Genomic DNA, 24,789 nt, shown 5'->3' with positions numbered 1-24,789 from the left:
GCAGGCTTAGTGGTAAAAATGACCAAAATTTTAGCCAGGCGGAAATAAAGAATGAAAATTTTGTTAGTCGATGACGACCTCGAGTTAGGCACCATGCTCAGTGAGTACCTGATCGCAGAAGGCTTTGACGCCTCTCTGGTGCTGACTGGTAAGGCGGGCGTGGAAGGTGCGATGTCTGGCGAATACACCGCAATGATCCTCGACATTATGCTGCCTGATATGAGCGGCATTGATGTGCTGCGTCAGGTGCGCAAAAACAGCCGCCTGCCAATCATCATGCTGACGGCCAAGGGCGACAATATTGACCGTGTTATCGGCCTGGAAATGGGCGCTGACGATTACATGCCAAAACCGTGCTATCCGCGCGAACTGGTGGCACGCCTGCGCGCGGTGCTGCGTCGTGTGGAAGAACAGCAGGAATCGCATTCCGACTCCTCATCGGTTAACTACGGTGATCTGACGCTGAATCCGGCGACCCGCAGCAGTGAATGGCGCGGTGTTCCTTTCGACCTGACGGCCTCTGAGTTCAATCTGCTGGAGCTGTTGTTGCGTTCCCCTGAACGTGTGGTGTCGAAGGATGAACTGTCGGAAAAAGGTCTGGGGCGTCCCCGCGAAGCTTACGACCGCAGTATTGATGTACACATCAGTAATATCCGTCAGAAACTGGGGTCACTGGAAGGTGGCGATATTCTGACTATTGAAACGGTGCGCAGCATTGGCTATCGGATCCGCTAAGCGCTTGCGCGGAAGGCTATTCTGGAAAATCCTGCTGGGATTCTGGTTTACCTTCGTGGCAATCACTCAGGGGCTCTGGGTGGTTTTTGCGTTTTATAATCCGCATGAACCGCCGGAAAGCGGCATCGCCCGGCGTTTTGTGAAACTCCAGATTACCTCGGCGGTTTCCACGCTCCATTCCGGTGGTCTGCCGGCGTTAAACGCCATGATGGCCGACTGGCCGGAAGATGACCGTCAGTTCTTCTCGGTAGCGCCTTCACTGCTCCCTGCGCAGGGCAGCACGATGCAGGATCTGGAACCGGGTAAGATCCCGCATGAAGTGGTGGAGTTCGTGCAGGGGCCGGACGGCCAGGGTTACCGTCTCCGTTACGACGTCGCCGGACTGATGGACGAATACCGGCCAAGACGACACAAAGAGTTGCTGAACATGCCGCCGCCGTTACTCTGGCTTGGCGGGTTAGGCGGGCTGTTATTCAGTTTGGTACTGGCCTGGAATCTGACAAGGCCGATGCTGCAAATGCGAAAAGCGTTCGGGCGGGTTGCACAGGGCGATTTATCGGTGCGTCTGTTTTCCAGTATGGGCAAACGGCACGATGAGCTGTCCGAGGTGGCGCGTGATTTCGACTCGATGGCCGAGCGCTTACAGGTGCTGGTGAAAGCGCGTGAAGAGCTGCTGCACGACGTTTCGCATGAGCTGCGTTCCCCTCTGGCCCGTTTGCAACTGGCGATTGGCCTGGCGCGGCAAAATCCGTCTAACGTTGAATCTTCACTGAGCCGTATCGAGCATGAAGCAGGGCGTCTGGATAAGATGATAGGCGAGCTGCTTGCGCTGTCGCGAACGGAAAGCAGCGAAATACCGGATGAAGAGTATTTTGATATCTATGGCCTGGTAGAAGCCGTTGTTAACGATGCCCGTTATGAAGCCCAACTGCCGGGTGTTGAAATTGCTTTGTACCCGGAGGCACCGGACGAAATGGACTACACGGTGAAGGGAAATGCCGAACTGATGCGGCGAGCCGTTGATAATGTGGTGCGTAATGCGCTGCGTTTTTCCGCCCGCGGGCAGACTATCACCGTTTCGCTGGCGCAGATTGAGCAGTATCTGCAAATTGAAGTGGCCGATCAGGGGCCGGGCGTGGAAGAAGATAAGCTGTCGAGTATCTTTGACCCGTTCGTGCGGGTCAAATCGCCGCTGTCTGGCAAAGGCTACGGCCTGGGGCTGGCGATTACCCGTAAGGTAATGCTGGCGCATGATGGCAAAGTTGATGCTCGCAATGCGCAGCCCCACGGGCTGGTGATAAGCCTGATGGTGCCGCACTGGAAGAGTTAAACGTTCAGCCTTACAAGATATTCAGGCAATAAAAAACGGCGCATTGAGCGCCGTTTTTTTACTTCTGATTTCGTCGGGCTGATTACTTCTTGATACGGATGATTGGGGTTTCGCCCACAGTCACGCTACCGGTCAGTTTAATCAGCTCTTTGATCTCGTCCATGTTAGAGATAACCACCGGAGTCAGGGTAGACTTCGCTTTCTCTTCCAGCAGAGCCAGATCAAACTCGATAACCAAATCGCCTTTCTTCACACGTTGGCCTTCTTCAGCGATGCGTTTAAAGCCTTCGCCTTTCAGTTCAACGGTGTCGATACCGAAGTGAACAAATAACTCGATGCCACTGTCAGATTCGATTGAGAAAGCATGATTAGTTTCGAAGATTTTACCGATAGTCCCATCAACCGGAGCAACCATTTTGTTGCCAGCAGGCTTGATAGCAATACCGTCGCCGACGATTTTCTCAGCGAAAACGACGTCAGGCACGTCTTCAATATTGACAATTTCACCAGACAGCGGCGCTACAATTTCAATGGTGCCAACGTCTTTTTTATCATCCGAAACCAATGATTTCAGTTTATCGAACAAACCCATGATCTTCTCCTAAGCATTAATTTGGGCAGCTTTACCAGCATCGCGCAATTAGCAGAGTGTTTTTTCTTCAATGAACTTGTTAACCAGGTTCATCAACTCTTGCGCCGTAGGTTGGGCCAGGGCCTGATCTGCCAGCGCTTTCACATCTTCGAAGTTTGTATTGCGAATAATTTTCTTGATGCGTGGGATAGAGATAGCACTCATGCTGAACTCATCTAACCCCATGCCCAATAGAAGAAGTGTAGCACGTTCGTCACCGGCTAGCTCGCCGCACATCCCAGTCCATTTACCGGCAGCATGAGATGCGTCAATAACTTGTTTAATTAAACCAAGTACAGACGGAGACATTGGGTTGTACAGATGAGAAATCAGCTCGTTACCGCGATCCACTGCCAAAGTATACTGGGTAAGATCGTTTGTACCAATACTGAAGAAATCGACTTCTTTCGCCAGATGATGAGCTATCACGGCAGCAGCCGGAGTTTCAACCATCACGCCAACTTCGATGGTTTCATCGAATGCCTGGCCTTTTTCACGCAGCTCAACTTTCAGCATTTCGAGTTCTGCTTTCAGTTCACGCACTTCTTCAACAGAAATGATCATCGGGAACATAATACGCAGTTTGCCGAACGCAGAAGCACGCAGAATGCCTTTCAGCTGGTCGTGAAGAATTTCTTTACGGTCCAGACAGATACGGATTGCACGCCAGCCCAGGAACGGGTTTTCTTCTTTTGGCAGGTTCATGTACGGCAGGTCTTTATCACCGCCGATGTCCATGGTACGTACGATAACCGCCTGTGAACCCATCGCTTCAGCAACGGCTTTATACGCCTGGAATTGCTCTTCTTCGGTAGGCAGGCTGTCACGGTCCATGAACAGGAATTCTGTACGATACAGGCCGACACCTTCAGCGCCATTGCGCTCTGCACCCGCGACGTCGCGCACGGTACCGATGTTGGCACAAACTTCAACCTGATGGCCATCAAGCGTGATAGCAGGCAAGTCTTTCAGTTTGGTCAGTTCGTCTTTTTCAGAGATGTACTGGTTCTGAACCGCTTTCAGCTCATCAATAACGTCTGCTGTCGGGTTGACGTAGATTTTATTGTTTACCGCGTCGAGGATCAGATAGTCATCATTTTTAACTTGTTTGGTCACATCACTGGTGCCGACGATGGCAGGCAGTTCCAGTGAGCGGGCCATGATTGAGGTGTGAGAAGTACGGCCACCCAAATCAGTGATGAAGCCCAGAACTTTGTTCAGGTTCAGCTGTGCGGTTTCTGAAGGGGTCAGATCGGTTGCCACCAGGATAACTTCGTCCTGGATAGAGCTCAGATCAACGATGGTCATGTCCAGAATGTTGCGCAGCAGACGTTTACCGATATCGCGTACGTCAGCCGCACGTTCTTTCAGGTATTCATCGTCAAGCTCTTCCAGGGCTTTCGCCTGGCCTTCAATGACAGAGAAAGCCGCAGCGTCAGCAGAGGCATGCTCGTCTTTGATGAGGGCTATGATTTCCTGTTCAAGCTCTTCGTCTTCCAACAACATGATGTGGCCTTCGAAGATGGCTTCTTTCTCTTCACCGAAGGTCTCACCGGCTTTGGTCTTGATCACTTCCAGCTGAGCAGAGGCTTTCGCACGGCCCGCAAGGAAACGTTCAACTTCCTGATCAACCTGATCAGGAGAGATTTTTTTCCGGTTGATGACAATCTCATCTTCTTTCAACAGAAGTGCTTTGCCGAAAGCGATACCGGGAGATACTAAAATGCCTGAAATCATAACCCTACCTTTCTCTTGACTGGTTTAAACTATATAAGAGCGGCTGTGTGTTACTCGAGCTCTGCCATCAGTTTTACCAAGTGTTCAACGGCTTTCTGCTCGTCTTCACCTTCAGCTGAGAGGGTCACAACGGTGCCTTGGGTCAGGCCCAGAGTTTGCAGTTTGAACAGGCTTTTAGCACTGGCGCTTTTACCGTTTGATGTCACGGTGATGTCAGAAGCAAAACCTTTGGCTTCTTTCACAAACTGTGCAGCAGGGCGAGTGTGCAGACCATTAGGAGCGGTAATAGTAACTTCTTGCTGGAACATTGTTGTTTCCCCAACTTATTAAAGTAATGTTGTGGAGCTAAAGTTTAGCCTATGGGCCTTACTTTAGCCTGTAGAGATTCGCGCCTGACTATGGTTCAGGGGCAGGTTCAGATGCAACAGGAAAGAGAAAATAGCGCACTCAGCGATAAAACACTTTGCCCTAGATCCAAGCTTTCTTGTTATTCCCCCATTATGCCGTCTTTTACCCTCATGTAACAAATCGGTAAATCGATTCAGCGGGGTGGCATCAAGCGAGCGATTAATTTCGAGCATCGAAATAATTGTCCGGTTAAATACTAAACCTGGCGACGAAAATCAATGGCAGAGTGGTGTAAACTTTGACGCAGTCCACAAAAAAGCACCCCTTGAGGTGCTTTTTTAGACGCTTTTAAGGATGTGGCATTATTGTTGCAATTCTTTTTCGGTGAACAAATCTGCAAACAATGCGGTACTCAGATAGCGTTCGCCGGAAGACGGTAGGATAACCACGATAGTCTTATCTGCAAATTCCGGTTCTTTAGACAGTTTTACTGCGGCCTCGACGGCTGCACCAGAAGAAATCCCAGCCAGGATACCTTCTTCTTCCATCAGACGTCGTGCCATCTGGATAGATTCGTCATTGGTGATCAGTGTGACACGATCCAGCAATTCCAGATCCAGGTTGCCCGGGATAAAACCGGCACCAATACCCTGAATTTTATGCGGGCCCGGCTTCACTTCTTCGCCGTTCAGCGTTTGGGTGATAACCGGAGAGTCAGTAGGTTCAACGGCGACCAGCTTCACGCTGCTTTTTTTGCTTTTCAGGTAGCGGCCAGTACCGGTGATGGTACCACCAGTACCGACACCTGCAATCAGCACGTCAACTGCGCCGTCGGTATCTTCCCAGATTTCCGGGCCAGTGGTTTGTTCGTGGATAGCCGGGTTCGCCGGGTTGCTGAACTGCTGAAGGATCAGATAACGATCCGGATCGCTGGCCTGAATTTCTTCAGCTTTTGCAATCGCGCCTTTCATGCCTTTTGCACCTTCTGTCAGCACCAGGTTGGCACCGAGGGCTTTCAGCAATTTGCGGCGTTCAACGCTCATGGTTTCGGGCATGGTCAGCGTCAGTTTGTAACCGCGCGCAGCGGCAACGTAGGCCAGCGCAATCCCGGTGTTACCGCTGGTTGGTTCAACCAGTTCAATATCTTTAGTCAGAATGCCACGTTTTTCGGCATCCCAAATCATGTTTGCGCCGATACGGCACTTGACGCTGAAGCTCGGGTTACGCGACTCGACCTTAGCCAGGATGCGACCATTACCGATACGGTTCAGGCGAACCAGTGGCGTATGGCCAATTGTTAATGAATTGTCTTCATAGATCTTGCTCATAACCCGTCCTTTAACTGTATGAAATATTCACGGTGTGAAGCTTTCAACACTATGAAATTAGTGGGAATCAGAAAAGCATACGCGAACCGCTTTCCCAGTGAAGTAAGGTTTTGGTATTTGGTATATCGATACGTTATTAAGAAATAAGTTTGAGGGAGAAATGTCAAGCGTAGCAAGCAGCCGCCCGCAGGCGGCTGAAGGTCACGACGGCGATCGCGACCTTATTTTCTGATGCTATTTACATCGATATCATTTTTCACATAGACGCTGCGATAGCGATCGCACCACATGGCGGTCGCCCCGCAAACAGCCACCGGCAGGATAACGAGATTCAGCACCGGGATCATCGTAAACAGGCTGACCAGTGAGCCGAACTGCATATTGTCGATTTTGTTGCTGCCTAGTGAACGGCGCATATCTGCGAAACTGACTTTGTGGTTATCGAAAGGATAATCGCAATACTGGATCACCACCATCCAGGCACTGAAGAAAAACCACAGCACCGGGGCGATGGTCTGGCCGATAATCGGGATAAAGTACAGCGCAAAGAGCAGCAGGGCGCGGGGCAGGTAATACGCCAGTTTCTGCCATTCGCGTTTCATGATGCGCGGCAGATCTTTCATGATGTCCCAGATGCCGCTGTCCGGCAGCGGTTTGCCTGTCAGGCGTGCTTCAAGCTGTTCTGCCAGCAATCCGCTGAACGGTGCGGCTATCCAGTTGGCAAGGGTGCTGAAGAAGTAGCTGAACACCAGCAGCACGGAAAGCACGACAACCGGCCAGACCAGATAATCCAGCCAGCTGAGCCAGCCCGGGACTTTACTCATCATCGCCGGGATCCATTCTCCCAGTTTGGTAAACAGCCACCAGAATGCGCCGCCCATCAGGACAACGTTCACGGCCAGCGGTAAAATCACAAAACGTCGTATTCCGGGTAAGGAAATGAGCGTCCAGCCCTGTCTGAAATAATGCACGCCGTTTTCTTGTCTGGCGCTTTGCGATGAAGTCATAAACGAAATTTTCTCTCTGAGTTGAATGACATGGGCTATCATATCGGTATGATTTTCCACTGGCTAGCGGTGGATTGGCTGAAAAAACAGCAAAAAAAGGTGCAGCTACCCTATTTATTAGCAGAAAGTAGAGTCGAGACTTGCACTTATCTACGTGGGCAAATAGAGTTAATATTGTGAATGTTTGCCGTGGTGGCAATGAATTGGAACAACAGAGATAGCAATGATGCAGGATTTGCGTCTGATATTAATCGTTGTTGGCGCGATCGCCATAATAGCGTTGTTGTTACACGGTTTGTGGACCAGCCGTAAAGAACGCTCTTCGCTTTTCCGCGATCGTCCAGCTAAACGTGTGAAAAAAGAACGGGAACAATCTCCGCCAGAAGACTTTGTCGATGGGGTGGGAGAAGTGCGCGTGCGTCCTGCCTATCCTCAGGATGAACCAACTTTAGGCCAGTATGATGAGCCAGAGCAGGCTGCACCATCACGTCAGCCGCAGGTTCCCCCTGCGCAGCCAGCGCCTGCACCGGTCTCTCGTTCTCAACAGCCAATGCAGCCCCAGCAACCTGCTGTGCAAGACGATCCGCTGTTGAGCGGCTATTCCGCTGCGGCACCTGAGGTCACATCGCGTCGTGAGCCTGTATCTGATTTTGCGCCAGAAGTGAGGCAACAGCCTCCGGTACCGCCACAGGAAATCCATGCGGATGTGGCTCCTGCTGCAAAAGCAGAGCCTCAGTCAGCCCCTTTCGCCCCAGCTGAAGAAGCACCGGCCGAGAAGGCAAAACTGAAAGAAACTGTTCTGGTTCTGCACGTTGCAGCACATCAGGGCGGGGTGATTGGCGGTGAAGTCTTGCTTAACAGCGTGCTTCAGGCCGGTTTCCAGTTTGGCGCTATGAATATTTTCCATCGTCACGTCAGCCCTGCAGGCAGTGGCCCGGTGTTGTTCAGTCTGGCCAATATGGTCAAACCTGGGTCATTTGATCCTGACAATATGTCCGACTTCTCCACGCCGGGTGTCACGTTGTTCATGATGGTGCCATGCTATGGCGATGCCCATCAGAATTTCAAATTGCTGCTGCAGTCAGCCCAGCGCATTGCTGATGATGTTGGTGCAATGGTGCTTGATGATGAGCGTCGTATGATTACGCCGCAGAAGCTCGAAACGTATAAAGCGCGGATCCGCGAGGTCCTCGAAGCGATCGCCTGATGCAGGTGTTCGTGAAATACCCTTTCCTCTAACCCCCGCTTGCCGGGGGTTTTTTATCTCCACGGTGAGTCATGGCCACTATCGAAGAACAGATCAATCATTTACGCACTCAGCTGCGCCATCACGAATATCAGTACCACGTTCTGGATGCACCGGAAGTCCCTGACGCTGAGTATGACCGCCTGATGGGGGCGTTGCGTGAGCTGGAAACCGCGCACCCGGAGCTGGTGACCGCAGATTCTCCGACACAACGTGTAGGCGCGATGCCGCTTTCCGCTTTTGAGCAGGTGAAGCATCAGGTGCCGATGTTGTCGCTGGACAACGTATTTGATGAAGAAAGCTATCTGGCGTTTTATAAGCGTGTGCAGGACCGGCTGAAAACGGCTGAGCCATTGACGTTTTGCTGTGAGCTGAAACTCGACGGCCTGGCCGTCAGCCTGCTGTATGAAAATGGCGAACTGGTGCAGGCAGCCACGCGTGGTGACGGTACAACCGGTGAGAACATCACGGCCAATGTGCGCACCATCCGCGCCATTCCGCTGCGCCTGCACGGTGACAATATCCCGGAGCGGCTCGAAGTGCGTGGCGAAGTCTTTATGCCACAGCCGGGCTTTGAAGCAATGAACGAAGAAGCACGTCGTACCGGTGGCAAAGTGTTTGCCAATCCGCGTAACGCGGCGGCCGGTTCTTTGCGCCAGCTTGACCCGCGTATTACGGCTAAACGCCCGCTGACTTTCTTCTGCTACGGCATCGGCGTGCTTGAGGGCGGTGAACTGCCTCGCAGCCATTTCGAACGCCTGCAACAGTTAAAAGCCTGGGGTTTACCGGTCAGCGACCGTGTCCGTGTGTGCACCGGCAGCGACGACGTACTGGCGTTTTACCGTCAGGTGGAGCAAGAGCGCCCGTCACTCGGTTTTGATATCGACGGTGTGGTGGTCAAAATTGATTCTCTGGATATTCAGGAAACGCTGGGCTTTGTGGCGCGCGCACCACGCTGGGCCACGGCGTTTAAATTCCCTGCTCAGGAACAGATTACGCTGGTCAAAGACGTTGAGTTTCAGGTCGGGCGTACCGGTGCGATAACGCCGGTTGCCCGCCTCGAACCGGTGCTGGTCGCCGGTGTCATGGTCAGCAATGCCACGCTGCACAATGCGGACGAAATTGAGCGCCTTGGCCTGCGCATTGGCGATACGGTGATCGTTCGTCGCGCCGGGGATGTTATCCCTCAGGTCGTGGGCGTGGTGCTGGATGAGCGTCCGGATGATGCGCGTGAAGTGGTTTTCCCCACACATTGCCCGGTTTGCCATTCAGACGTCGAGCGTGTCGAAGGCGAAGCCGTGGCACGCTGTACTGCGGGTCTTATTTGCGGTGCTCAGCGTAAAGAGGCGCTGAAGCATTTCGTCTCGCGGCGTGCGCTGGACGTTGACGGCATGGGCGATAAAATTATCGATCAGCTGGTCGATAAAGAGTACGTCAAAACCCCGGCTGACCTGTTCCGCCTGACGGCAGGCAAGCTTACTGGCCTGGATCGCATGGGGCCAAAATCAGCGCAGAACGTCGTGAATGCGCTGGAAAAAGCGAAAGAAACCACGCTGGCGCGATTCCTGTATGCGCTGGGTATCCGTGAAGTGGGAGAAGCCACAGCAGCCAATCTGGCAGCGCATTATGGCTCCGTCGGCGCACTGAAAGCTGCGGATATTGAATCGCTGAAAACCGTGCCGGACGTCGGTGATGTTGTGGCGAAACACGTTGTGAATTTCCTGTCTGAAGAACATAACCAGCAGGTGATCGACGAATTGCTGAGCCCGGAAATTAACATTCACTGGCCGGAAGTTCAGGTCATTGTGCCGGAAGAAATCGACAGCCCGTTCGCCGGTAAAACCGTGGTGCTGACCGGATCGTTGTCTATTTTGTCGCGTGATGAAGCGAAAGATCGTCTGACCGCGCTGGGGGCAAAAGTGTCCGGCAGCGTGTCGAAGAAAACTGACCTGGTGATCGCCGGTGAAGCGGCGGGTTCAAAACTGGCGAAAGCGCAGGAACTGGGCATTGAAGTCATCGACGAAGCGGAGATGATCCGCCTGCTGGGCGACTAAAATGGAAAAAGAAGATCTGATTGAAATCGCCAATACGGTGATGCCTTTTGGTAAATATGCCGGAAGAGTGCTGATTGATTTACCTGAAGAATACTTACTGTGGTTCGCCCGCAAAGACGAGTTCCCGCAAGGGAAACTCGGCGAACTGATGCAACTGACGCTGGCGATTAAAAGCGAAGGGCTGCAAAGCCTGATTAATCCGCTGCGCCGCAACGGGCCGGGTTTAGGCGGCACGGACGAATAACAACGTTTCATCCTGATAATAAAGGCGCTGATTTCAGCGCCTTTATTTTTGACATTACTCCGTCACCTGCGCCTGCCTGAGCGCCACTTCCTTTTGTTTTTTCTGATAGCGTTTCGCCAGCACCGCACAGGTCATCAGCTGCACCTGGTGGAAAATCATCAGCGGCAGCACCATCATCCCGATTGCACTGACCGGGAAAAGGATATTGGCCATCGGAATACCGTTGGCCAGGCTTTTCTTGGAGCCGCAGAACACAATGGTGATTTCATCCGGTTTACTGAATCCCAGCCAGCGAGCCATGTACGTGTTAATGACCAGAACGAAGGCTAGCAAGACCAGACTGAAAGCCACGATAAACAGCAGGGAACCGATGCCCACCTGATGCCAGATCCCCTGCGTGACGGCTTCACTGAACGCGGAGTACACCACCAGAAGGATCGACGTCTGGTCGGTTTTGCCGATCATCTTACGGTGACGCTCCACAAAACCGCCAATCAGCGGACGCAGCAAATGCCCGGCAATAAACGGCACCAGCAGTTGCAGCACAATATGCCCGACCTGCTCCAGCCCGTTGCCCGTTTCCCCCTGAACATGCATCAGCAAACTGACCAGCAGCGGCGAAACAAAAATGCCCAGCAGGCTGGACGCTGAGGCGCTGCACACCGCCGCCGCGACGTTTCCGCCCGCCAGAGAAGTGAATGCGATAGCTGACTGCACGGTCGCCGGCAGGATACACAGATACACAAAACCGCTGTAAATCTGCGGGCTGACGTCAACCGGGTGCCACCACTGGAAGAGCAGGCCGAGGATCGGGAACAAAATGAAGGTGCTGAACATCACCCACAAATGCAGTCGCCAGTTATTGCTACCCTGGAAAATAGCTTCGCGGGAGAGTTTTGCGCCGTGCATGAAAAACAGCAATCCGATGGCGAAAATAGTCAGATTATTGAAAAAGGCGACGAACATCCCGCTGGCCGGGAAAAAAGTCGCCAGCAGCACGGTAGCGATTAGGGTGAGGGTAAAGCGATCGGGTAAAAAGCGCATAACTTTTTCTCTGATTAAGTCGTATTGGAATACGGCTATTCTGAGCGTTTGCGATACAATTAAAAAATTGATTTATTTAATCCATTAATGCAGAAAATTCATGAATTATTCTCTCAGGCAACTTCGTGTATTTGTGGCGATTTCACGTTACGGCAGTTTTAGTCGTGCGGGCGAGGCGATTGGGTTGAGCCAGTCGGCTATCAGCCACAGCATGAAAGAGCTGGAAGCTGAAATGGGCGTGCGTTTACTGGACCGCACTACGCGGGAAGTTGTGCTGACCGACGCCGGGATGCGTCTGGCAAATCGCGTGGAACCCTTGCTCGATGAACTGCATGCCATGCTGCTGGATACCCGCAGTTTTGGCACCCAGCATAATGGCCGTGTGCGGATTGCCTCCAGCCAGACAATCTCTGCCCAGCTCATGCCGCAATGTATTGCCCGCGGCGAGCAGCAGTACCCGGATATTCGCGTATTGTTGCGTGATCAGGCGCAACAACTGGTGCTGAGTAGCGTGAGAAATGCGGAAGTGGATTTTGGCATTGTCATCGACCCAGGTGAAAGTACCGATCTCGATTGTGAGCCGATTCTGCACGAGCCTTTTTTATTGCTGTGTCGGGAGGACCATCCGTTTGCCGGGCTACCCGTCGTGGAATGGCAGGCACTGAACGGCAGTAAACTGGTGCTGCAAGATTACGCGTCGGGCAGCCGTGTGTTGATCGACGGGGCGCTGAAATCACAGAAAGTGAAAGCGGAGATAGCGCAGGAAATCGGTCATCCGGCGACGTTATTTCCGATGGTGGAAGCGGGAATTGGGATCAGCGTTTTACCCGCACTGGCGCTGCCAATGCCGGAGGGTAGCCCGTTGGTGATCAAGATATTAGTGCCTGAAATCAACCGTGTACTGATGTTAGTCAAGCGCAAAAACCGGTCGTTATCGCCCGCCGCTCAGGCGATCTGGCAGGTAGTTAAAGAGCAGGCTATCTTACTGAAGGAAAAACGCAGCCAGCAGGGAATGTTTGGGGCCTGATCCCTTGCTGGCTGTTTCAGACAGTCACTGCGATTACACGTAAATATCAATAGAGTTCGTATCAGATGGTTTGTTGACACCTTCTTTCTTCACTTCAGCGGCAGCCTGTTGTTGTTGCTGTTGTTGAAGCGCTTTCTGGGCTTGCTGCTGTTCGATTTGCTGAATTTGCTGTTGCAGCAATTCGATTTGCTGTTGCAGAAGTTCCTGTTGTTGCTGGACGTCAGAAGAACTGCCGCCGGAGCTGCTCAGGCTTTTGACCTGTTCAGTCAGCTTTGCAATCTGTTTAGTTAACTGAGCAATCTGGCTGGAGCTGCTGGCGTCACTGGTGGACGCTGAGCTCACCGAACTGCTGGTAGCGCTGATAGTCGTCATAATACCTCACTTAGTTATCATCAATTTTTGCACGTAAGAATGCTTAACAGGTATCGGCAGCTATCAGCCCGGCTTTATTGGTTTTTCATATTCCTTACAGTGTTAACGGATTTCTTGCACTTCCAGTTTGGGCCACAGTGTCAGCCAGCCTTTGTCGCGTACCCGCTGCGCGAAAACCGCAGGGATCGCATGGCGCGGATTCGGTGTGATACTGAAGGAGAAAAGCGCATCCAGCCCCAGCGGTGCATTCAGTTCGATCTGCCCGTCAGCGTTCATTCTTGCGCCGATGGCCGTTTCCACTTCCACCCAGTAGCTCATGGCTTGCGCACTGGATGTATAGGGCCTGTGGCCGTGACGTTCATGCATGCGGGCCTGGTTTTTCACAGACCAGGGCAAATCTGGCGAGCGCGCTCTCAGACGTTGTTCCAAACGTTCGTCGTTCTGTGCTGTGCAGTCTTCAGGATTGAAATACACCAGGTCGATGTCATTGACCGGTGTCGCCCGAGCATAACCGTGCAGCCGGTCCCAGACCAGATTGCGGACAAACCCTGCCGCCAGCCACGCATCGTTCAGCGCCAGTTCACGCGCCTGCTCCAGCGCCTGTAAATGCATCGGCTCTTCCCGGAGCCAGGTAATAATTTGCTGTTCTTTTTCCTTCACGAACGACCTCCTTTTTATCTGATGCCAAATTGTAGCGCGTGTGGATGACATTTTCCCCACGCACCGTTTCGGGCAATCGCCTTTCTTTGTACGCGCCAAAATGAAGCAAAAAGGCCATCGGCCTGGCTACAGGCCGCGCTGGCTCAGCATTTCTTAAGTGGTACAGCCTTTGCAACAACCCCAGCGGGCAGGGCTGTTGAAGTACTCTTCAAACAATAATTGCATTATCACCGGGCAGGGGATCACCTATGCAAACCACGAAAGTCACACCCGTTTTAAAACGAACGCTGGGCAGTTTTAAACTTTGGGGCATTGCCGTCGGGTTGGTTATTTCCGGCGAGTATTTTGGCTGGAGCTATGGCTGGGCGCAGGCCGGTACACTCGGATTTCTGATCACTGCGCTGGTCATTGCCGCTATGTATTGTGCCTTTATTTTTAGCTTTACCGAACTGACCACATCGATTCCTCATGCGGGCGGGCCATTTGCTTACGCTTACCGCGCATTCGGCCCGACCGGGGGATTTGTCGCCGGATTCGCCACGCTGGTGGAGTTTGTTTTTGCTCCGCCTGCGATTGCTATGGCGATAGGCGCGTATCTCAACGTGCAATTCCCGGCGATTGAGCCTAAATGGGTGGCCGTTGGCGCGTATCTGGTCTTTATGGTGCTGAATATTCTGGGCGTCAGCATTGCAGCAACGTTCGAATTACTGGTGACGTTACTGGCGATATTCGAATTGCTGGTCTTTATGGGCGTCGTGGCGCCGGGATTTGAGATGTCGAACTTTGTACACGGCGGCTGGGCGGGCAGAGATACCTTCAGCCCGGCGGCATTCTCCGGCATTTTTGCCGCCATTCCTTTCGCCATCTGGTTCTTCCTGGCGATTGAAGGCGCGTCCATGGCCGCTGAAGAAGCCAAAGATCCGCAGCGTACTATTCCGAAAGCGTTTATCGGCGGGATCCTCACCCTGACGGTTCTGGCACTCGGCGTCATGCTGTTTGCCGGCGGCGTGGGCGACTGGACCAAGCTTTCGAATATCAACGACCCGTTACCGCAGGCGATGAAACTGATTGTCGGCAATAACAGCGGCTGGCTGCACATGCTGGTCTGGCTGGGATTGTTTGGTCTGATTGCGTCTTTCCACGGCATCATCATGGGTTATTCACGGCAGATCTTTGCGCTGGCGCGTGCGGGCTATCTGCCTAAACGACTGGCCAGCGTCAATGCCCGTTTCCAGACGCCGCATCTGGGCATTATCGCGGGTGGCGTTGTCGGGATCGCCGCTATCTTCTCTGATTCCCTGATTGTGATTGGCGGGCAACCGCTGACAGCAAATATCGTGACAATGTCGGTGTTTGGCGCGATTGTCATGTACATCATTTCGATGGCGGCGTTGTTCAAGCTGCGTCGCAGTGAGCCGAACCTGATCCGCCCGTTCCGAGCGCCACTTTATCCTTTTGCGCCGGCACTGGCGCTGGTGCTGGCGGTCGTCTGTCTTATCGCTATGATCTACTACAACACCTTACTGTTTTTGATCTTCGCCGCCATGATGTTGCTGGCTTACGCCTGGTTCCGCATCACGCATCAGGCCCGTACTGATGCTGCTGAGGATCCGCAATTACGCGGGCTGCGGCCTGTTCCGGCGAAAAGTGGCAAATAACCTGGCCAGATAAGGAGCGTTATGTTTCAGACGACATTAAGTCACCGAAGTTATCAGTTTAAAGATCTCCGTGAACTGATGGCGAAGGCGTCACCTGCAAGGTCTGGTGACTACCTGGCCGAAGTGGCTGCTGCCAGTGCAGAAGAACGTATGGCGGCGAAAATGGCGCTGGCTGACGTTCCGCTGAAGACGTTTTTGCAAGAATTGCTGGTGCCGTATGAAGAGGACGAAGTCACACGGCTGATTATTGATACGCACGATGTCGCGGCGTTTGCCGCGATTTCTCATCTCACGGTGGGCGATTTCCGCGACTGGCTGCTGAGTGAAAAAACTGACAGCGCCACGCTGGCCGCCGTGGCAAAAGGGATTACGCCGGAAATGGCGGCGGCGGTCAGCAAACTGATGCGCAATCAGGATTTGATTCTGGTCGCTAAAAAATGCCGGGTGATTACCCGGTTCCGTAATACCATCGGGTTGCCGGGGCATATGAGCGTGCGCCTGCAACCTAATCATCCTACCGATAATTTACAAGGCATTGCCGCCAGCATGCTCGACGGTTTGCTTTACGGCTCCGGCGACGCGGTGATTGGCATTAATCCCGCCAGCGACAGTTTACCGCTGCTGGAAAATCTCAATTACATGCTTGATGACATCATTTCGCGGTTCGAAATCCCGACGCAATCCTGCGTACTGACGCATGTCACTAACACCATCAAGCTGGTCGAGCGCGGCGCGCCGGTCGATCTGGTCTTTCAGTCGATCGCGGGAACCGAAGCGGCGAACAGCGGTTTTGGCATTAATCTGGCGCTGCTGGCCGAAGCGCAACAGGCGGCGCTCAGCCTGAAACGCGGAACGCTGGGCGATAACGTCATGTATTTCGAAACCGGGCAGGGCAGTTGTTTGTCAGCCAATGCGCATTTCGGTGTCGATCAGCAAACCTGCGAAGCGCGCGCGTATGCCATTGCGCGGCATTTTTCGCCGCTGCTGATCAATACCGTGGTCGGTTTCATCGGGCCGGAATATCTGTATGACGGTAAGCAAATTATTCGTGCCGGGCTGGAGGATCATTTCTGCGGGAAACTGCTGGGTGTGCCGCTGGGGTGCGATGTTTGCTATACCAACCATGCAGAAGCCGATCAGGACGATATGGATACGCTGCTGACGCTGCTGGGCACCGCCGGGCTGACGTTCCTGATTGGCGTGCCGGGCGCGGATGACATCATGCTCAATTATCAGAGCACCTCTTTCCACGACGCGCTGTACATCCGCGAACTGCTGGGGCTGAAACATGCACCGGAGTTTGCGGTCTGGCTGGAGAAAATGAAAATAATTGATCCGCAGGGCACGTTGCAGGACGCCCGTGCATCTCATCCGTTACTGCGTCAGTTGCCGCAATTAAGCTGAGGCCCGTTGTGATGAATAAAGAAAAAGGGCAGCAATTATCGCCGCTGGTGCATGAAAATCCGTGGGAAACGCTACGGCAGTTCACGGCGGCACGTATTGCGCTGGGGCGAACCGGTTCAAGCCTGCCCACCGATGAATTGCTGCGCTTTGGTTTAGCGCATGCGCAGGCGCGTGACGCCGTACATCAGCCGTTCGACAGCCAGTCGCTGGAACCTGAGTTGTATGCGATGGGGTTGGAAACGCTGACGGTTGCCAGTGCGGCACCGGACAGAGCGACTTATCTGTGCCGGCCTGATCTGGGTCGTAAACTTTCTGAAAGTAGCCGCCAGGCGTTGCAACACCTAAAACCTGAGCCTGCAGATATTGTGCTGGTGGTGGCGGATGGTTTGTCGTCCAAGGCGGTGCATCGTCAGGCGGTGCCGCTTATCGCGGCCTTATTGCCGTATTTGCGCACGCTGGAACTGAGGCTGGGGCCAGTGGTGCTGGCGCACCAGTCACGCGTAGCGCTGGGCGATGACATTGCGCAGGTGATGAAAGCCAAAGCGGTGGCGATTCTGATTGGTGAACGTCCGGGTTTGTCTTCACCGGACAGTCTGGGGATTTATATGACCTGGGGCCCGCATACCAAAAGGCTGGAATCAGAACGCAATTGCATTTCAAACGTGCGCCCGGAAGGGCTGAACTACCCGCAGGCGGCATTTAAACTCGCGTGGCTGCTGGAACAATCTTTCCACCGCCAGTTGTCCGGGGTGAATCTGAAAGATGAAAGTGATAATCCTGCGTTGCACGGTAAAGTCGTGCCGATGTTTAAACTGGAATAGTGGGAGAAATTTTGGAAATACAGGCGGGAGTTTAGAAACATAAAACGCAGAAACGAAAAAAGCGCCTAAAGGCGCTTTTCTCTGAATTGGTGGGCCGTGCTGGATTCGAACCAGCGACCAATTGATTAAAAGTCAACTGCTCTACCAACTGAGCTAACGGCCCGCAGAAGTGGTGGGCGATGACGGGCTCGAACCGCCGACCCCCTCCGTGTAAAGGAGATGCTCTACCAACTGAGCTAATCGCCCACTTCTGGGTACTTCCCCATGTAAGAAGAAACTTGCTGAGAAATGGTGGGCGATGACGGGCTCGAACCGCCGACCCCCTCCGTGTAAAGGAGATGCTCTACCAACTGAGCTAATCGCCCATTTCTCAATTCTTCCTACTTATCACAACGCGGCACTCTTAAAGAGTGGTGGGCGATGACGGGCTCGAACCGCCGACCCCCTCCGTGTAAAGGAGATGCTCTACCAACTGAGCTAATCGCCCCCGTCGTGATGGAGTCGCATTATAGGGATACTTGAAATAACGTCAACGCTTTTTAAAAACAAAAATGATCGTTCGGCTTATTTTTAGTCAACCTGGCGCGTTTCTCGCCCGCGTAGTCGATTCTTTACGCATTCATGGCCTTAAACAAGGTCACTGCCCCTGTATCAGCGTTGAGGAATCAGGGCAGAGTGGTAGAATGTCAGCCACTTTTTGTTAATTGATAGCGACGTTATTCAGCGTTGCGTTATTAAGGTTGCACCCAGATGAAAATCAAAACCCGTTTTGCCCCAAGCCCGACCGGCTATCTGCACGTCGGCGGCGCCCGTACCGCGCTCTATTCCTGGCTCTTTGCCCGCAACCTTGGCGGTGAGTTTGTGCTGCGTATCGAAGACACCGATCTCGAACGTTCCACTCAGGAAGCGATCGACGCGATTATGGATGGCATGAACTGGCTGAATCTGGACTGGGATGAAGGCCCGTATTTCCAGACCAAACGTTTTGACCGCTATAACGCGGTGATTGATGAAATGCTGGAAAACGGCACGGCGTATAAATGCTATTGCTCTAAAGAGCGTCTGGAAGCGTTGCGCGAAGAACAAATGGCCAATAACGAGAAGCCGCGTTATGACGGTCGTTGCCGCGACAGCCACGAACATCACGCCGCTGATGAGCCTTGCGTCGTGCGTTTCCGTAACCCGCAGGAAGGTTCTGTTATTTTTGACGACCAGATCCGCGGCCCGATCGAATTCAGCAACGATGAGCTGGATGATCTGATCATCCGCCGCACCGACGGTTCTCCGACTTACAACTTCTGCGTGGTGGTGGATGACTGGGATATGGAAATTACCCACGTCATTCGTGGCGAAGACCATATCAACAACACCCCGCGTCAGATCAACATCCTGAAAGCGCTGGGCGCACCGGTGCCGGTTTACGCGCACGTTTCCATGATTCTGGGCGACGACGGTAAAAAACTGTCCAAACGTCATGGCGCGGTCGGCGTTATGCAATATCGCGATGACGGTTATCTGCCGGAAGCGCTGCTGAACTATCTGGTGCGTTTGGGCTGGTCCCATGGCGATCAGGAAATCTTCAGCCGCGACGAAATGAAAGCGCTGTTCTCTCTGGAAAACGTCAGCAAATCTGCCAGTGCGTTCAACACTGAGAAACTGCAATGGCTGAACCATCACTACATCAATACGATGGATCCGCAGTATGTCGCGACGCACCTGCTGTGGCACGTTGAGCAGGCCGGTATCGAAACCCGCAACGGCCCGCAACTGTTCGAAATCGTGACCTTGCTGGGCGAACGTTGTAAAACCCTGAAAGAAATGGCGGAGTCCTGCCGTTACTTCTACGAAGATTTTGCAGAGTTCGATGCTGATGCGGCGAAGAAACACCTGCGTCCTGTGGCTCGTCAGCCGCTGGAAGTGGTTCGCGCGAAACTGGCTGCGATTACTGACTGGACGGCTGAAAATATTCACCATGCAATTCAGGGCACGGCGGATGAGCTGGAAGTCGGGATGGGTAAAGTCGGGATGCCACTGCGCGTTGCTGTTACCGGTGCCGGTCAGTCTCCGGGCGTTGATGTAACGGTTCACGCTATCGGCCAGAGCCGTGTGCTGGCGCGTATCGATATGGCGTTAGCCTTTATCGCTGAGCGTGAAACCCAGCAGCAGTAAGTTTTCTATTGATTCACTCTGCGGGGTGATGAACTAAAAAAAGCCAGCGCGGGAAACCGGCTGGCTTTTTTAATGCGTAAAAAACGTCAGAGCGAATTAACGTTGTTCAGTCACAGGTGCTGCAACGGTAGGGCGGTAGGCCAGGAAATACATCAGACCCACGAAGCCCGCGCCGCCGACCGCGTTGCCGAGAAATACGGCTGCGAAGTTCGGGAAGTACTGTGACCAGCTCAGCGCACCGGCAAAAATTGCCGCAGGCACGATGAACATGTTTGCAACGACGTGTTGGAAGCCGATAGCCACAAATGCCATCACCGGGAACCACATCCCGATCACTTTGCCGCCAACTTCTTTACTGGCGAAAGCCAGCCAGATAGCCAGACACACCAGCCAGTTACAGCCGATACCGGAAATGAAGGCGTGCATAAAGTCGGCATTCACTTTCGCGGTGGCGGTGGCGACGGTTTTGCTCAGGAACGCGCCTTCGGTCAGGCCGAGAACGTGACCGAAAAAATATGCCACGGCCAGGCTGCCCAGCAGGTTAGCGAGGGTGACCCAGAACCAGTTGCGCAGAACGGCGTAGAGGCTGATCTGACGCGCAAACCAGGCGATAGGTAAGGTCATCATGTTACCGGTCAGCAGTTCTCCCCCTGCTAAAACGGTCAGAATGATACCTACCGGGAATACGGCAGCGCCCAGCAAGTTACTGAATGAACCCCAGGATGCAGGTAACGTCCCTATTACGTGCAAATCCAGCAGGAAACCGGTGGCGATGAATGCGCCAGCCAGGAAGCCCAAAATTAACAAATTCAACACGGAAGCATGGCTTTTATTAACGCCCGCCGTGACAGCGATGGATGCGATTTCTTTAGGTGAATACAAGGACATGGGATAGCTCGAATGTTGTAAGTTATGATTAATGCGCGAGCAGTCTATTCTGAGATTTCTCTCAAAACAAGACGATTTTCATAGTCTGCTAACATTCTATTAATTATTCAGACATAGATGTTAAGAAAATGCTTATGCAGATCAAAAAGCTAGTCTGAATGCGGGCTGGCGGGCAAATTGTAAAACAATGCATCCTGCGGAGAATTTCCGTCAGGGCAGGGTCTTTTTCCCTGTGAAATGCGAGATTTGGCGGCTTTTTCAGCGCTTGATTCCAGAAACGGATTTAGCCGTTGACAGGCCAGACTGCGTTTCATATTATGCGCCCCGTTCACCCGTTTTTACGGGCGTGAATTGGGGGTATAGCTCAGCTGGGAGAGCGCTTGCATGGCATGCAAGAGGTCAGCGGTTCGATCCCGCTTATCTCCACCAACTTCCTTTCCAGAGTAAGTTGGCTGTTTCCTTCCAGAGGAAACAAAAAAGAAAATGTGTACGACCTCGTGTGGGGGTATAGCTCAGCTGGGAGAGCGCTTGCATGGCATGCAAGAGGTCAGCGGTTCGATCCCGCTTATCTCCACCAAATATTAAAGAAACCCGCTTCGGCGGGTTTTTTGCTTTCTGTCATATTCCTTTCGGTTCTGCCCCTTTCTGCTCCCTGAATTGCAGGCGTAAAAAAAGGCGCCGGAGCGCCTTTCTTTGTCGTTCTGTTGTGCTTGCTTACGCCAGTACCAGACCCGCGATAGAAGCTGACAACACGCTTACCAGCGTTGAGCCGTACAGCAGTTTCAGGCCGAAGCGTGAAACCACGTTGCCCTGGTGTTCGTTCAGGCCTTTGATAGCGCCGGCAACGATACCGATAGACGAGAAGTTCGCGAAAGACACCAGGAACACGGACAAGATGCCCACGCCGCGTGGTGACAGTTCGGTCGCTACTTTTTGCAGATCCAGCATCGCAACGAATTCATTGGAAACCAGTTTGGTTGCCATGATGCTGCCGACCTGCAAGGCTTCGTGGCTTGGCACGCCCATCATCCATGCAAATGGATAGAAGACATAACCCAGCACGCCCTGGAAGGTGATACCGAACACCACGTCGAACAGCGCATTCAGGCAGGAAATCAGTGCGATGAAACCAATCAACATGGCTGCAACGATGATCGCAACTTTGAAACCGGCCAGGATGTATTCACCCAGCATTTCAAAGAAGCTCTGACCCTGATGCGTGTTACCGATTTGCAGGTCTTCTTCTGAATCAACTTTATAAGGGTTGATTAACGACAGTACGATGAAGGTACTGAACATGTTTAGCACCAGCGCAGCAACAACGAAGCGTGGTTCCAGCATGGTCATGTACGCACCCACAATCGACATAGAAACGGTCGACATAGCTGTGGCTGCCATGGTGTACATACGTTTTTCAGACATTTTGCTCAGAATATCTTTATACGCGATAAAGTTTTCTGACTGACCCAAAATCAGGGAGCTGATGGCGTTGAAAGATTCCAGTTTTCCCATGCCATTAATTTTCGACAAGACCGTACCGATGATACGGATGACGAAAGGCAATACGCGAATGTGTTGCAAAATACCGATCAGCGCAGAAATAAACACGATCGGGCACAAGACTTTCAGGAAGAAGAACGCTAATCCTTTATCGCTCATGCCTCCAAATACGAAGCCGGTCCCTTCCGCAGCGAATCCTAATAATTTCTCAAACAAGTCGGAGAAGCCTTTCACAAAACCCAAACCAACAGAAGAGTTCAGGAAGAAGTAGGCTAATAAGACTTCGATGACCAAGAGCTGAACGATGAAACGTAAACGGATATTCTTCCGGTCACGGCTCACCAGTAAAGCGAGTGCTGCAACAACGGCCAACGCTAATACAAAGTGCAATATTCGGGACATGGGTGCTCCAAATTAGAGGCAGGCTATATTTCGACGGACATTTTATGTAACGCGTACATTTAAAACGTGAAGTCGATTGCAAATATAGAAATTACAGACACGAATTGCAACAAATCGTAGCTCATCACACAAAAAATCAAGATGTTAAGAAAAATAAGCGCAAGTGGATTTCTTGTGCTAGTTTTACCATGTGCCGTAATGCGTTCTGAATCTGTCCCGTTAATGTCTGTTTTAGGAACAAGCGTTCTGCCAGGTTTTCTGAAAGCCGACAGAATGATTAACCACTCAGTGATCACTTTGCCGCTTACGCTACTGCCTATCAGAGAAATTACTCAGATCATTCTAAATGCACTTGATAATCATTATCAATTAGATATGATTTACGTAAGCGTAACAATTGTAAGGGTTAACTGAATATGCTGAACAGCCGGGCCGAATCTACAGGCCGCGCGTCCAGAAAGATGAAGCTTTCATTGATGGGGCCTGCGTTTATCGCTGCCATCGGTTACATCGATCCGGGCAACTTTGCGACGAACATTCAGGCCGGTGCATCTTATGGCTATCAGCTGTTGTGGGTTGTGGTCTGGGCCAACGTCATGGCGATGTTGATCCAACTGCTGTCTGCTAAGCTCGGTATTGCCACAGGTAAAAACCTGGCTGAACACATTCGCGACCGCTTTCCGCGTCCTGCCGTCTGGGCCTACTGGGTGCAGGCGGAGATTATTGCGATGGCGACCGATCTTGCCGAATTCATCGGTGCGGCGATCGGTTTCAAATTGCTTCTCGGGGTTTCGCTGCTTCAGGGCGCGGTGCTCACCGGGATTGCCACCTTTATTATCCTCGGGCTGCAAAAACGCGGGCAAAAACCGTTAGAACTGGTTATCGCCGGTTTGCTGTTGTTTGTCGCCGCCGCTTATATCGTTGAGCTGTTCTTCTCGCAGCCGAGCATGGTAGCGCTGGGTAAAGGCATGCTGATCCCTGCGCTGCCGACCAGTGATTCCGTCTATCTGGCCGCCGGTGTGCTGGGTGCGACCATCATGCCGCACGTCATTTATCTTCACTCTTCGCTGACCCAGCGTGCAGGAAAGGCATCGAAAGAACAGCGCTATTCTGCGACAAAGCTGGATGTCGGTATTGCCATGACGATCGCGGGTTTCGTCAATCTGGCTATGATGGCGACTGCCGCTGCTGCATTTCATTTCAGCGGGCACAGCGGCATCAGTGAACTTGATGAAGCCTATCTGACGCTGCAACCGCTGCTCGGCCACGCTGCTGCGACGACATTCGGTCTGAGCCTCGTGGCTGCCGGTTTATCCTCTACCGTGGTGGGCACGCTCGCCGGGCAGGTGGTGATGCAGGGGTTTGTGAAATTCTATATTCCGCTGTGGGTTCGCCGGTCGGTGACGATGATGCCGTCTTTCATCGTGATTCTGATGGGGCTGGATGCCACGCGGGTTCTGGTGATGAGCCAGGTGCTGCTGAGTTTCGGGATTGCGCTGGCATTGTTGCCGCTGCTGGCATTTACCGGCAACCGCAGTCTGATGGGGGACATGGTGAATACCAAAACCGTTCAATGGGCAGGGCGCATCATTGTGCTGGTGGTGATCAGCCTGAATGCCTATCTGCTGGTGGGTATGCTGAAATAGTCTTTCTTCGAAAGCAAAGGAAAACGGGACAGTTTGCGCTGTCCCGTTTTTTTTTGATATTTGTCCCATCAGTGATGGTGATCTCCGTGGCGGTCATCATGCCCGCGACCGCGATCCGGTCCACGCCCGTGGTCATAATGCGGGCGTCCATGGTCGCCATGATAATAGCGCGGCGGTGGCGGCATCGGGCGGCGTGGGGGATGGCGATGGTTCCACCAGCCCTGATCGCGCCAGCGGTAGCCGTCCCAGTAATCCCCGCGCGGGCCACGGTGACCATAATTGTGGCCACGGTAACTGTTCCACCAGCTCGGGTTGCGCCAGTCGTATCCATCCCAGTAATAACCACGACGGTCACGGTCACCAATACTGATGGAAAGACCGGGTGTGTTGAGGCTAAAGTTGCTGGCCTGCACGGCAGGCGCTGCGGCAGGAAGCAAAGCGAACAGTAATGTTCCGAGAAGTATTGGCTTAATCATAGACGGCCCCAGATTCCTTATAATTTATGCTGACAGTTATAAAAGGAACAGGGGCCAGGTTC

Annotated in this window: 22 protein-coding genes and 6 tRNA genes; 13 read left to right on the top strand and 15 right to left on the bottom strand. The window is 52.7% G+C overall.

What is annotated here, in order from left to right; translation table 11 throughout:
- Window positions 1-51: 51 nt before the first annotated feature.
- Complete coding sequence (locus tag CWS43_RS07405; RefSeq protein WP_101076260.1) at window positions 52-735, top strand: response regulator transcription factor; 684 nt, start codon at window positions 52-54, stop codon at window positions 733-735.
- On the top strand, window positions 716-2,065 hold the full coding sequence (locus CWS43_RS07400) for an ATP-binding protein (RefSeq protein WP_101076259.1): 1,350 nt from the start codon (window positions 716-718) through the stop codon (window positions 2,063-2,065). Before CWS43_RS07405 ends, CWS43_RS07400 begins: the two co-directional genes overlap by 20 nt.
- An 82-nt stretch (window positions 2,066-2,147) precedes the next feature.
- Here the strand turns inward: CWS43_RS07400 and crr are convergent, their stop codons facing one another.
- From crr to cysZ, 5 genes are all read right to left on the bottom strand, one after another.
- Window positions 2,148-2,657, bottom strand: a complete 510-nt coding sequence (gene crr / locus CWS43_RS07395) for a PTS glucose transporter subunit IIA (RefSeq protein ID WP_101076258.1) — start codon at window positions 2,655-2,657, stop codon at window positions 2,148-2,150.
- 48 nt (window positions 2,658-2,705) lie between these two features.
- Window positions 2,706-4,433: a phosphoenolpyruvate-protein phosphotransferase PtsI gene (gene ptsI, locus CWS43_RS07390; RefSeq protein ID WP_101076257.1), complete on the bottom strand. Its 1,728-nt coding sequence runs from the start codon at window positions 4,431-4,433 to the stop codon at window positions 2,706-2,708.
- Window positions 4,434-4,483: 50 nt separating this feature from the next.
- Window positions 4,484-4,741 (bottom strand): phosphocarrier protein Hpr, encoded by a 258-nt coding sequence (gene ptsH, locus CWS43_RS07385; RefSeq protein ID WP_013574433.1) that lies wholly within the window; start codon window positions 4,739-4,741, stop codon window positions 4,484-4,486.
- A 402-nt stretch (window positions 4,742-5,143) separates the two neighbouring features.
- Window positions 5,144-6,109 (bottom strand): cysteine synthase A, encoded by a 966-nt coding sequence (gene cysK, locus CWS43_RS07375; protein ID WP_101076256.1) that lies wholly within the window; start codon window positions 6,107-6,109, stop codon window positions 5,144-5,146.
- 221 nt (window positions 6,110-6,330) lie between these two features.
- Complete coding sequence (gene cysZ / locus CWS43_RS07370) at window positions 6,331-7,116, bottom strand: sulfate transporter CysZ (protein WP_101076255.1); 786 nt, start codon at window positions 7,114-7,116, stop codon at window positions 6,331-6,333.
- A gap of 223 nt (window positions 7,117-7,339) precedes the next feature.
- Between cysZ and zipA the strand changes: the two genes are divergently transcribed.
- From zipA to CWS43_RS07355, 3 genes are all read left to right on the top strand, one after another.
- Window positions 7,340-8,323: a cell division protein ZipA gene (zipA, locus tag CWS43_RS07365; RefSeq protein WP_101076254.1), complete on the top strand. Its 984-nt coding sequence runs from the start codon at window positions 7,340-7,342 to the stop codon at window positions 8,321-8,323.
- 71 nt (window positions 8,324-8,394) lie between these two features.
- Complete coding sequence (gene ligA / locus CWS43_RS07360) at window positions 8,395-10,416, top strand: NAD-dependent DNA ligase LigA (RefSeq protein WP_101076253.1); 2,022 nt, start codon at window positions 8,395-8,397, stop codon at window positions 10,414-10,416.
- Between the two features lies 1 nt (window position 10,417).
- Window positions 10,418-10,660 (top strand): DUF3820 family protein, encoded by a 243-nt coding sequence (locus CWS43_RS07355; RefSeq protein ID WP_101076252.1) that lies wholly within the window; start codon window positions 10,418-10,420, stop codon window positions 10,658-10,660.
- A gap of 54 nt (window positions 10,661-10,714) precedes the next feature.
- Here the strand turns inward: CWS43_RS07355 and CWS43_RS07350 are convergent, their stop codons facing one another.
- Window positions 10,715-11,704, bottom strand: coding sequence for a bile acid:sodium symporter family protein (locus tag CWS43_RS07350; protein ID WP_101076251.1), 990 nt, complete (start codon window positions 11,702-11,704; stop codon window positions 10,715-10,717).
- Window positions 11,705-11,804: 100 nt separating this feature from the next.
- Here CWS43_RS07350 and CWS43_RS07345 point away from each other — a divergent pair, with 100 nt between their 5' ends.
- A complete protein-coding gene (locus CWS43_RS07345; protein ID WP_101076250.1) occupies window positions 11,805-12,731 on the top strand; it encodes a LysR family transcriptional regulator in 927 nt (308 codons plus the stop codon).
- A 33-nt stretch (window positions 12,732-12,764) separates the two neighbouring features.
- On the opposite strand, the gene CWS43_RS07340 is transcribed toward CWS43_RS07345, so the two are convergent.
- Both CWS43_RS07340 and CWS43_RS07335 read right to left on the bottom strand, forming a co-directional pair.
- The gene (locus tag CWS43_RS07340) at window positions 12,765-13,103 is read right to left on the bottom strand and encodes a FlxA-like family protein (RefSeq protein WP_101076249.1); all 339 of its coding nucleotides are present in this window, start codon (window positions 13,101-13,103) and stop codon (window positions 12,765-12,767) included.
- A gap of 102 nt (window positions 13,104-13,205) precedes the next feature.
- Window positions 13,206-13,715, bottom strand: coding sequence for a nucleotidyltransferase family protein (locus CWS43_RS07335; protein ID WP_232776795.1), 510 nt, complete (start codon window positions 13,713-13,715; stop codon window positions 13,206-13,208).
- A 296-nt stretch (window positions 13,716-14,011) separates the two neighbouring features.
- On the opposite strand from CWS43_RS07335, the gene eat reads away from it, so the two are divergent.
- From eat to eutC, 3 genes are read left to right on the top strand one after another with little or no spacing between them, the layout of a single operon-like run.
- A complete protein-coding gene (gene eat / locus CWS43_RS07330) occupies window positions 14,012-15,421 on the top strand; it encodes an ethanolamine permease (RefSeq protein WP_101076247.1) in 1,410 nt (469 codons plus the stop codon).
- A 21-nt stretch (window positions 15,422-15,442) separates the two neighbouring features.
- A complete protein-coding gene (locus tag CWS43_RS07325) occupies window positions 15,443-16,825 on the top strand; it encodes an ethanolamine ammonia-lyase subunit EutB (protein WP_101076246.1) in 1,383 nt (460 codons plus the stop codon).
- An 11-nt stretch (window positions 16,826-16,836) separates the two neighbouring features.
- Window positions 16,837-17,646, top strand: a complete 810-nt coding sequence (gene eutC / locus CWS43_RS07320; protein WP_101076245.1) for an ethanolamine ammonia-lyase subunit EutC — start codon at window positions 16,837-16,839, stop codon at window positions 17,644-17,646.
- 87 nt (window positions 17,647-17,733) lie between these two features.
- Here the strand turns inward: eutC and CWS43_RS07315 are convergent.
- The 4 genes from CWS43_RS07315 to CWS43_RS07300 form a co-directional block, all read right to left on the bottom strand.
- Window positions 17,734-17,809 (bottom strand) — tRNA-Lys (locus tag CWS43_RS07315).
- A 7-nt stretch (window positions 17,810-17,816) separates the two neighbouring features.
- Window positions 17,817-17,892, bottom strand: a tRNA-Val gene (locus tag CWS43_RS07310).
- 43 nt (window positions 17,893-17,935) lie between these two features.
- Window positions 17,936-18,011: transfer RNA gene (locus CWS43_RS07305), tRNA-Val, on the bottom strand.
- 46 nt (window positions 18,012-18,057) lie between these two features.
- A tRNA-Val gene (locus CWS43_RS07300) sits at window positions 18,058-18,133 on the bottom strand.
- A gap of 263 nt (window positions 18,134-18,396) precedes the next feature.
- Here CWS43_RS07300 and gltX point away from each other — a divergent pair.
- On the top strand, window positions 18,397-19,815 hold the full coding sequence (gene gltX / locus CWS43_RS07295; protein ID WP_101076244.1) for a glutamate--tRNA ligase: 1,419 nt from the start codon (window positions 18,397-18,399) through the stop codon (window positions 19,813-19,815).
- 96 nt (window positions 19,816-19,911) lie between these two features.
- Here gltX and CWS43_RS07290 read toward each other — a convergent pair whose 3' ends face one another.
- Window positions 19,912-20,703 (bottom strand): formate/nitrite transporter family protein, encoded by a 792-nt coding sequence (locus tag CWS43_RS07290; RefSeq protein WP_101076243.1) that lies wholly within the window; start codon window positions 20,701-20,703, stop codon window positions 19,912-19,914.
- Between the two features lie 353 nt (window positions 20,704-21,056).
- Between CWS43_RS07290 and CWS43_RS07280 the strand changes: the two genes are divergently transcribed.
- Window positions 21,057-21,132: transfer RNA gene (locus tag CWS43_RS07280), tRNA-Ala, on the top strand.
- 72 nt (window positions 21,133-21,204) lie between these two features.
- Window positions 21,205-21,280, top strand: a tRNA-Ala gene (locus tag CWS43_RS07275).
- A 137-nt stretch (window positions 21,281-21,417) separates the two neighbouring features.
- Here the strand turns inward: CWS43_RS07275 and CWS43_RS07270 are convergent.
- Window positions 21,418-22,605 carry a NupC/NupG family nucleoside CNT transporter gene (locus CWS43_RS07270; protein WP_013574449.1) on the bottom strand — a complete coding sequence of 396 codons (1,188 nt, stop codon included), beginning with the start codon at window positions 22,603-22,605 and terminating at the stop codon, window positions 21,418-21,420.
- A gap of 416 nt (window positions 22,606-23,021) precedes the next feature.
- Here CWS43_RS07270 and CWS43_RS07265 point away from each other — a divergent pair, with 416 nt between their 5' ends.
- Complete coding sequence (locus tag CWS43_RS07265; RefSeq protein ID WP_101076242.1) at window positions 23,022-24,251, top strand: Nramp family divalent metal transporter; 1,230 nt, start codon at window positions 23,022-23,024, stop codon at window positions 24,249-24,251.
- 68 nt (window positions 24,252-24,319) lie between these two features.
- Here CWS43_RS07265 and CWS43_RS07260 read toward each other — a convergent pair whose 3' ends face one another.
- Window positions 24,320-24,727 (bottom strand): DUF2502 domain-containing protein, encoded by a 408-nt coding sequence (locus CWS43_RS07260; RefSeq protein ID WP_101076241.1) that lies wholly within the window; start codon window positions 24,725-24,727, stop codon window positions 24,320-24,322.
- Between the last annotated feature and the right edge of the window lie 62 nt (window positions 24,728-24,789).

Source organism: Rahnella sp. AA, from assembly GCF_002834385.1.
Classification (GTDB): Bacteria; Pseudomonadota; Gammaproteobacteria; order Enterobacterales; family Enterobacteriaceae; genus Rahnella.
Note: the sequence above shows the minus strand (reverse complement) of the source record. Positions and strands in the feature narration are given on the sequence as shown.

What these genes read in the sequence shown, in the direction of transcription:
- cysZ (WP_101076255.1), bottom strand. Translation starts at nt 7,116, where the DNA reads ATGACTTCATCGCAAAGCGCCAGACAAGAAAACGGCGTGCATTATTTC.
- eutC (WP_101076245.1), top strand. Translation starts at nt 16,837, where the DNA reads ATGAATAAAGAAAAAGGGCAGCAATTATCGCCGCTGGTGCATGAAAAT.
- zipA (WP_101076254.1), top strand. Translation starts at nt 7,340, where the DNA reads ATGATGCAGGATTTGCGTCTGATATTAATCGTTGTTGGCGCGATCGCC.
- CWS43_RS07355 (WP_101076252.1), top strand. Translation starts at nt 10,418, where the DNA reads ATGGAAAAAGAAGATCTGATTGAAATCGCCAATACGGTGATGCCTTTT.
- CWS43_RS07335 (WP_232776795.1), bottom strand. Translation starts at nt 13,715, where the DNA reads ATGCATTTACAGGCGCTGGAGCAGGCGCGTGAACTGGCGCTGAACGAT.
- CWS43_RS07270 (WP_013574449.1), bottom strand. Translation starts at nt 22,605, where the DNA reads ATGTCCCGAATATTGCACTTTGTATTAGCGTTGGCCGTTGTTGCAGCA.
- ptsI (WP_101076257.1), bottom strand. Translation starts at nt 4,433, where the DNA reads ATGATTTCAGGCATTTTAGTATCTCCCGGTATCGCTTTCGGCAAAGCA.
- CWS43_RS07290 (WP_101076243.1), bottom strand. Translation starts at nt 20,703, where the DNA reads ATGTCCTTGTATTCACCTAAAGAAATCGCATCCATCGCTGTCACGGCG.
- crr (WP_101076258.1), bottom strand. Translation starts at nt 2,657, where the DNA reads ATGGGTTTGTTCGATAAACTGAAATCATTGGTTTCGGATGATAAAAAA.
- CWS43_RS07325 (WP_101076246.1), top strand. Translation starts at nt 15,443, where the DNA reads ATGTTTCAGACGACATTAAGTCACCGAAGTTATCAGTTTAAAGATCTC.
- ptsH (WP_013574433.1), bottom strand. Translation starts at nt 4,741, where the DNA reads ATGTTCCAGCAAGAAGTTACTATTACCGCTCCTAATGGTCTGCACACT.
- CWS43_RS07265 (WP_101076242.1), top strand. Translation starts at nt 23,022, where the DNA reads ATGCTGAACAGCCGGGCCGAATCTACAGGCCGCGCGTCCAGAAAGATG.
- CWS43_RS07345 (WP_101076250.1), top strand. Translation starts at nt 11,805, where the DNA reads ATGAATTATTCTCTCAGGCAACTTCGTGTATTTGTGGCGATTTCACGT.
- CWS43_RS07340 (WP_101076249.1), bottom strand. Translation starts at nt 13,103, where the DNA reads ATGACGACTATCAGCGCTACCAGCAGTTCGGTGAGCTCAGCGTCCACC.
- CWS43_RS07260 (WP_101076241.1), bottom strand. Translation starts at nt 24,727, where the DNA reads ATGATTAAGCCAATACTTCTCGGAACATTACTGTTCGCTTTGCTTCCT.
- eat (WP_101076247.1), top strand. Translation starts at nt 14,012, where the DNA reads ATGCAAACCACGAAAGTCACACCCGTTTTAAAACGAACGCTGGGCAGT.
- gltX (WP_101076244.1), top strand. Translation starts at nt 18,397, where the DNA reads ATGAAAATCAAAACCCGTTTTGCCCCAAGCCCGACCGGCTATCTGCAC.
- cysK (WP_101076256.1), bottom strand. Translation starts at nt 6,109, where the DNA reads ATGAGCAAGATCTATGAAGACAATTCATTAACAATTGGCCATACGCCA.
- CWS43_RS07350 (WP_101076251.1), bottom strand. Translation starts at nt 11,704, where the DNA reads ATGCGCTTTTTACCCGATCGCTTTACCCTCACCCTAATCGCTACCGTG.
- ligA (WP_101076253.1), top strand. Translation starts at nt 8,395, where the DNA reads ATGGCCACTATCGAAGAACAGATCAATCATTTACGCACTCAGCTGCGC.
- CWS43_RS07405 (WP_101076260.1), top strand. Translation starts at nt 52, where the DNA reads ATGAAAATTTTGTTAGTCGATGACGACCTCGAGTTAGGCACCATGCTC.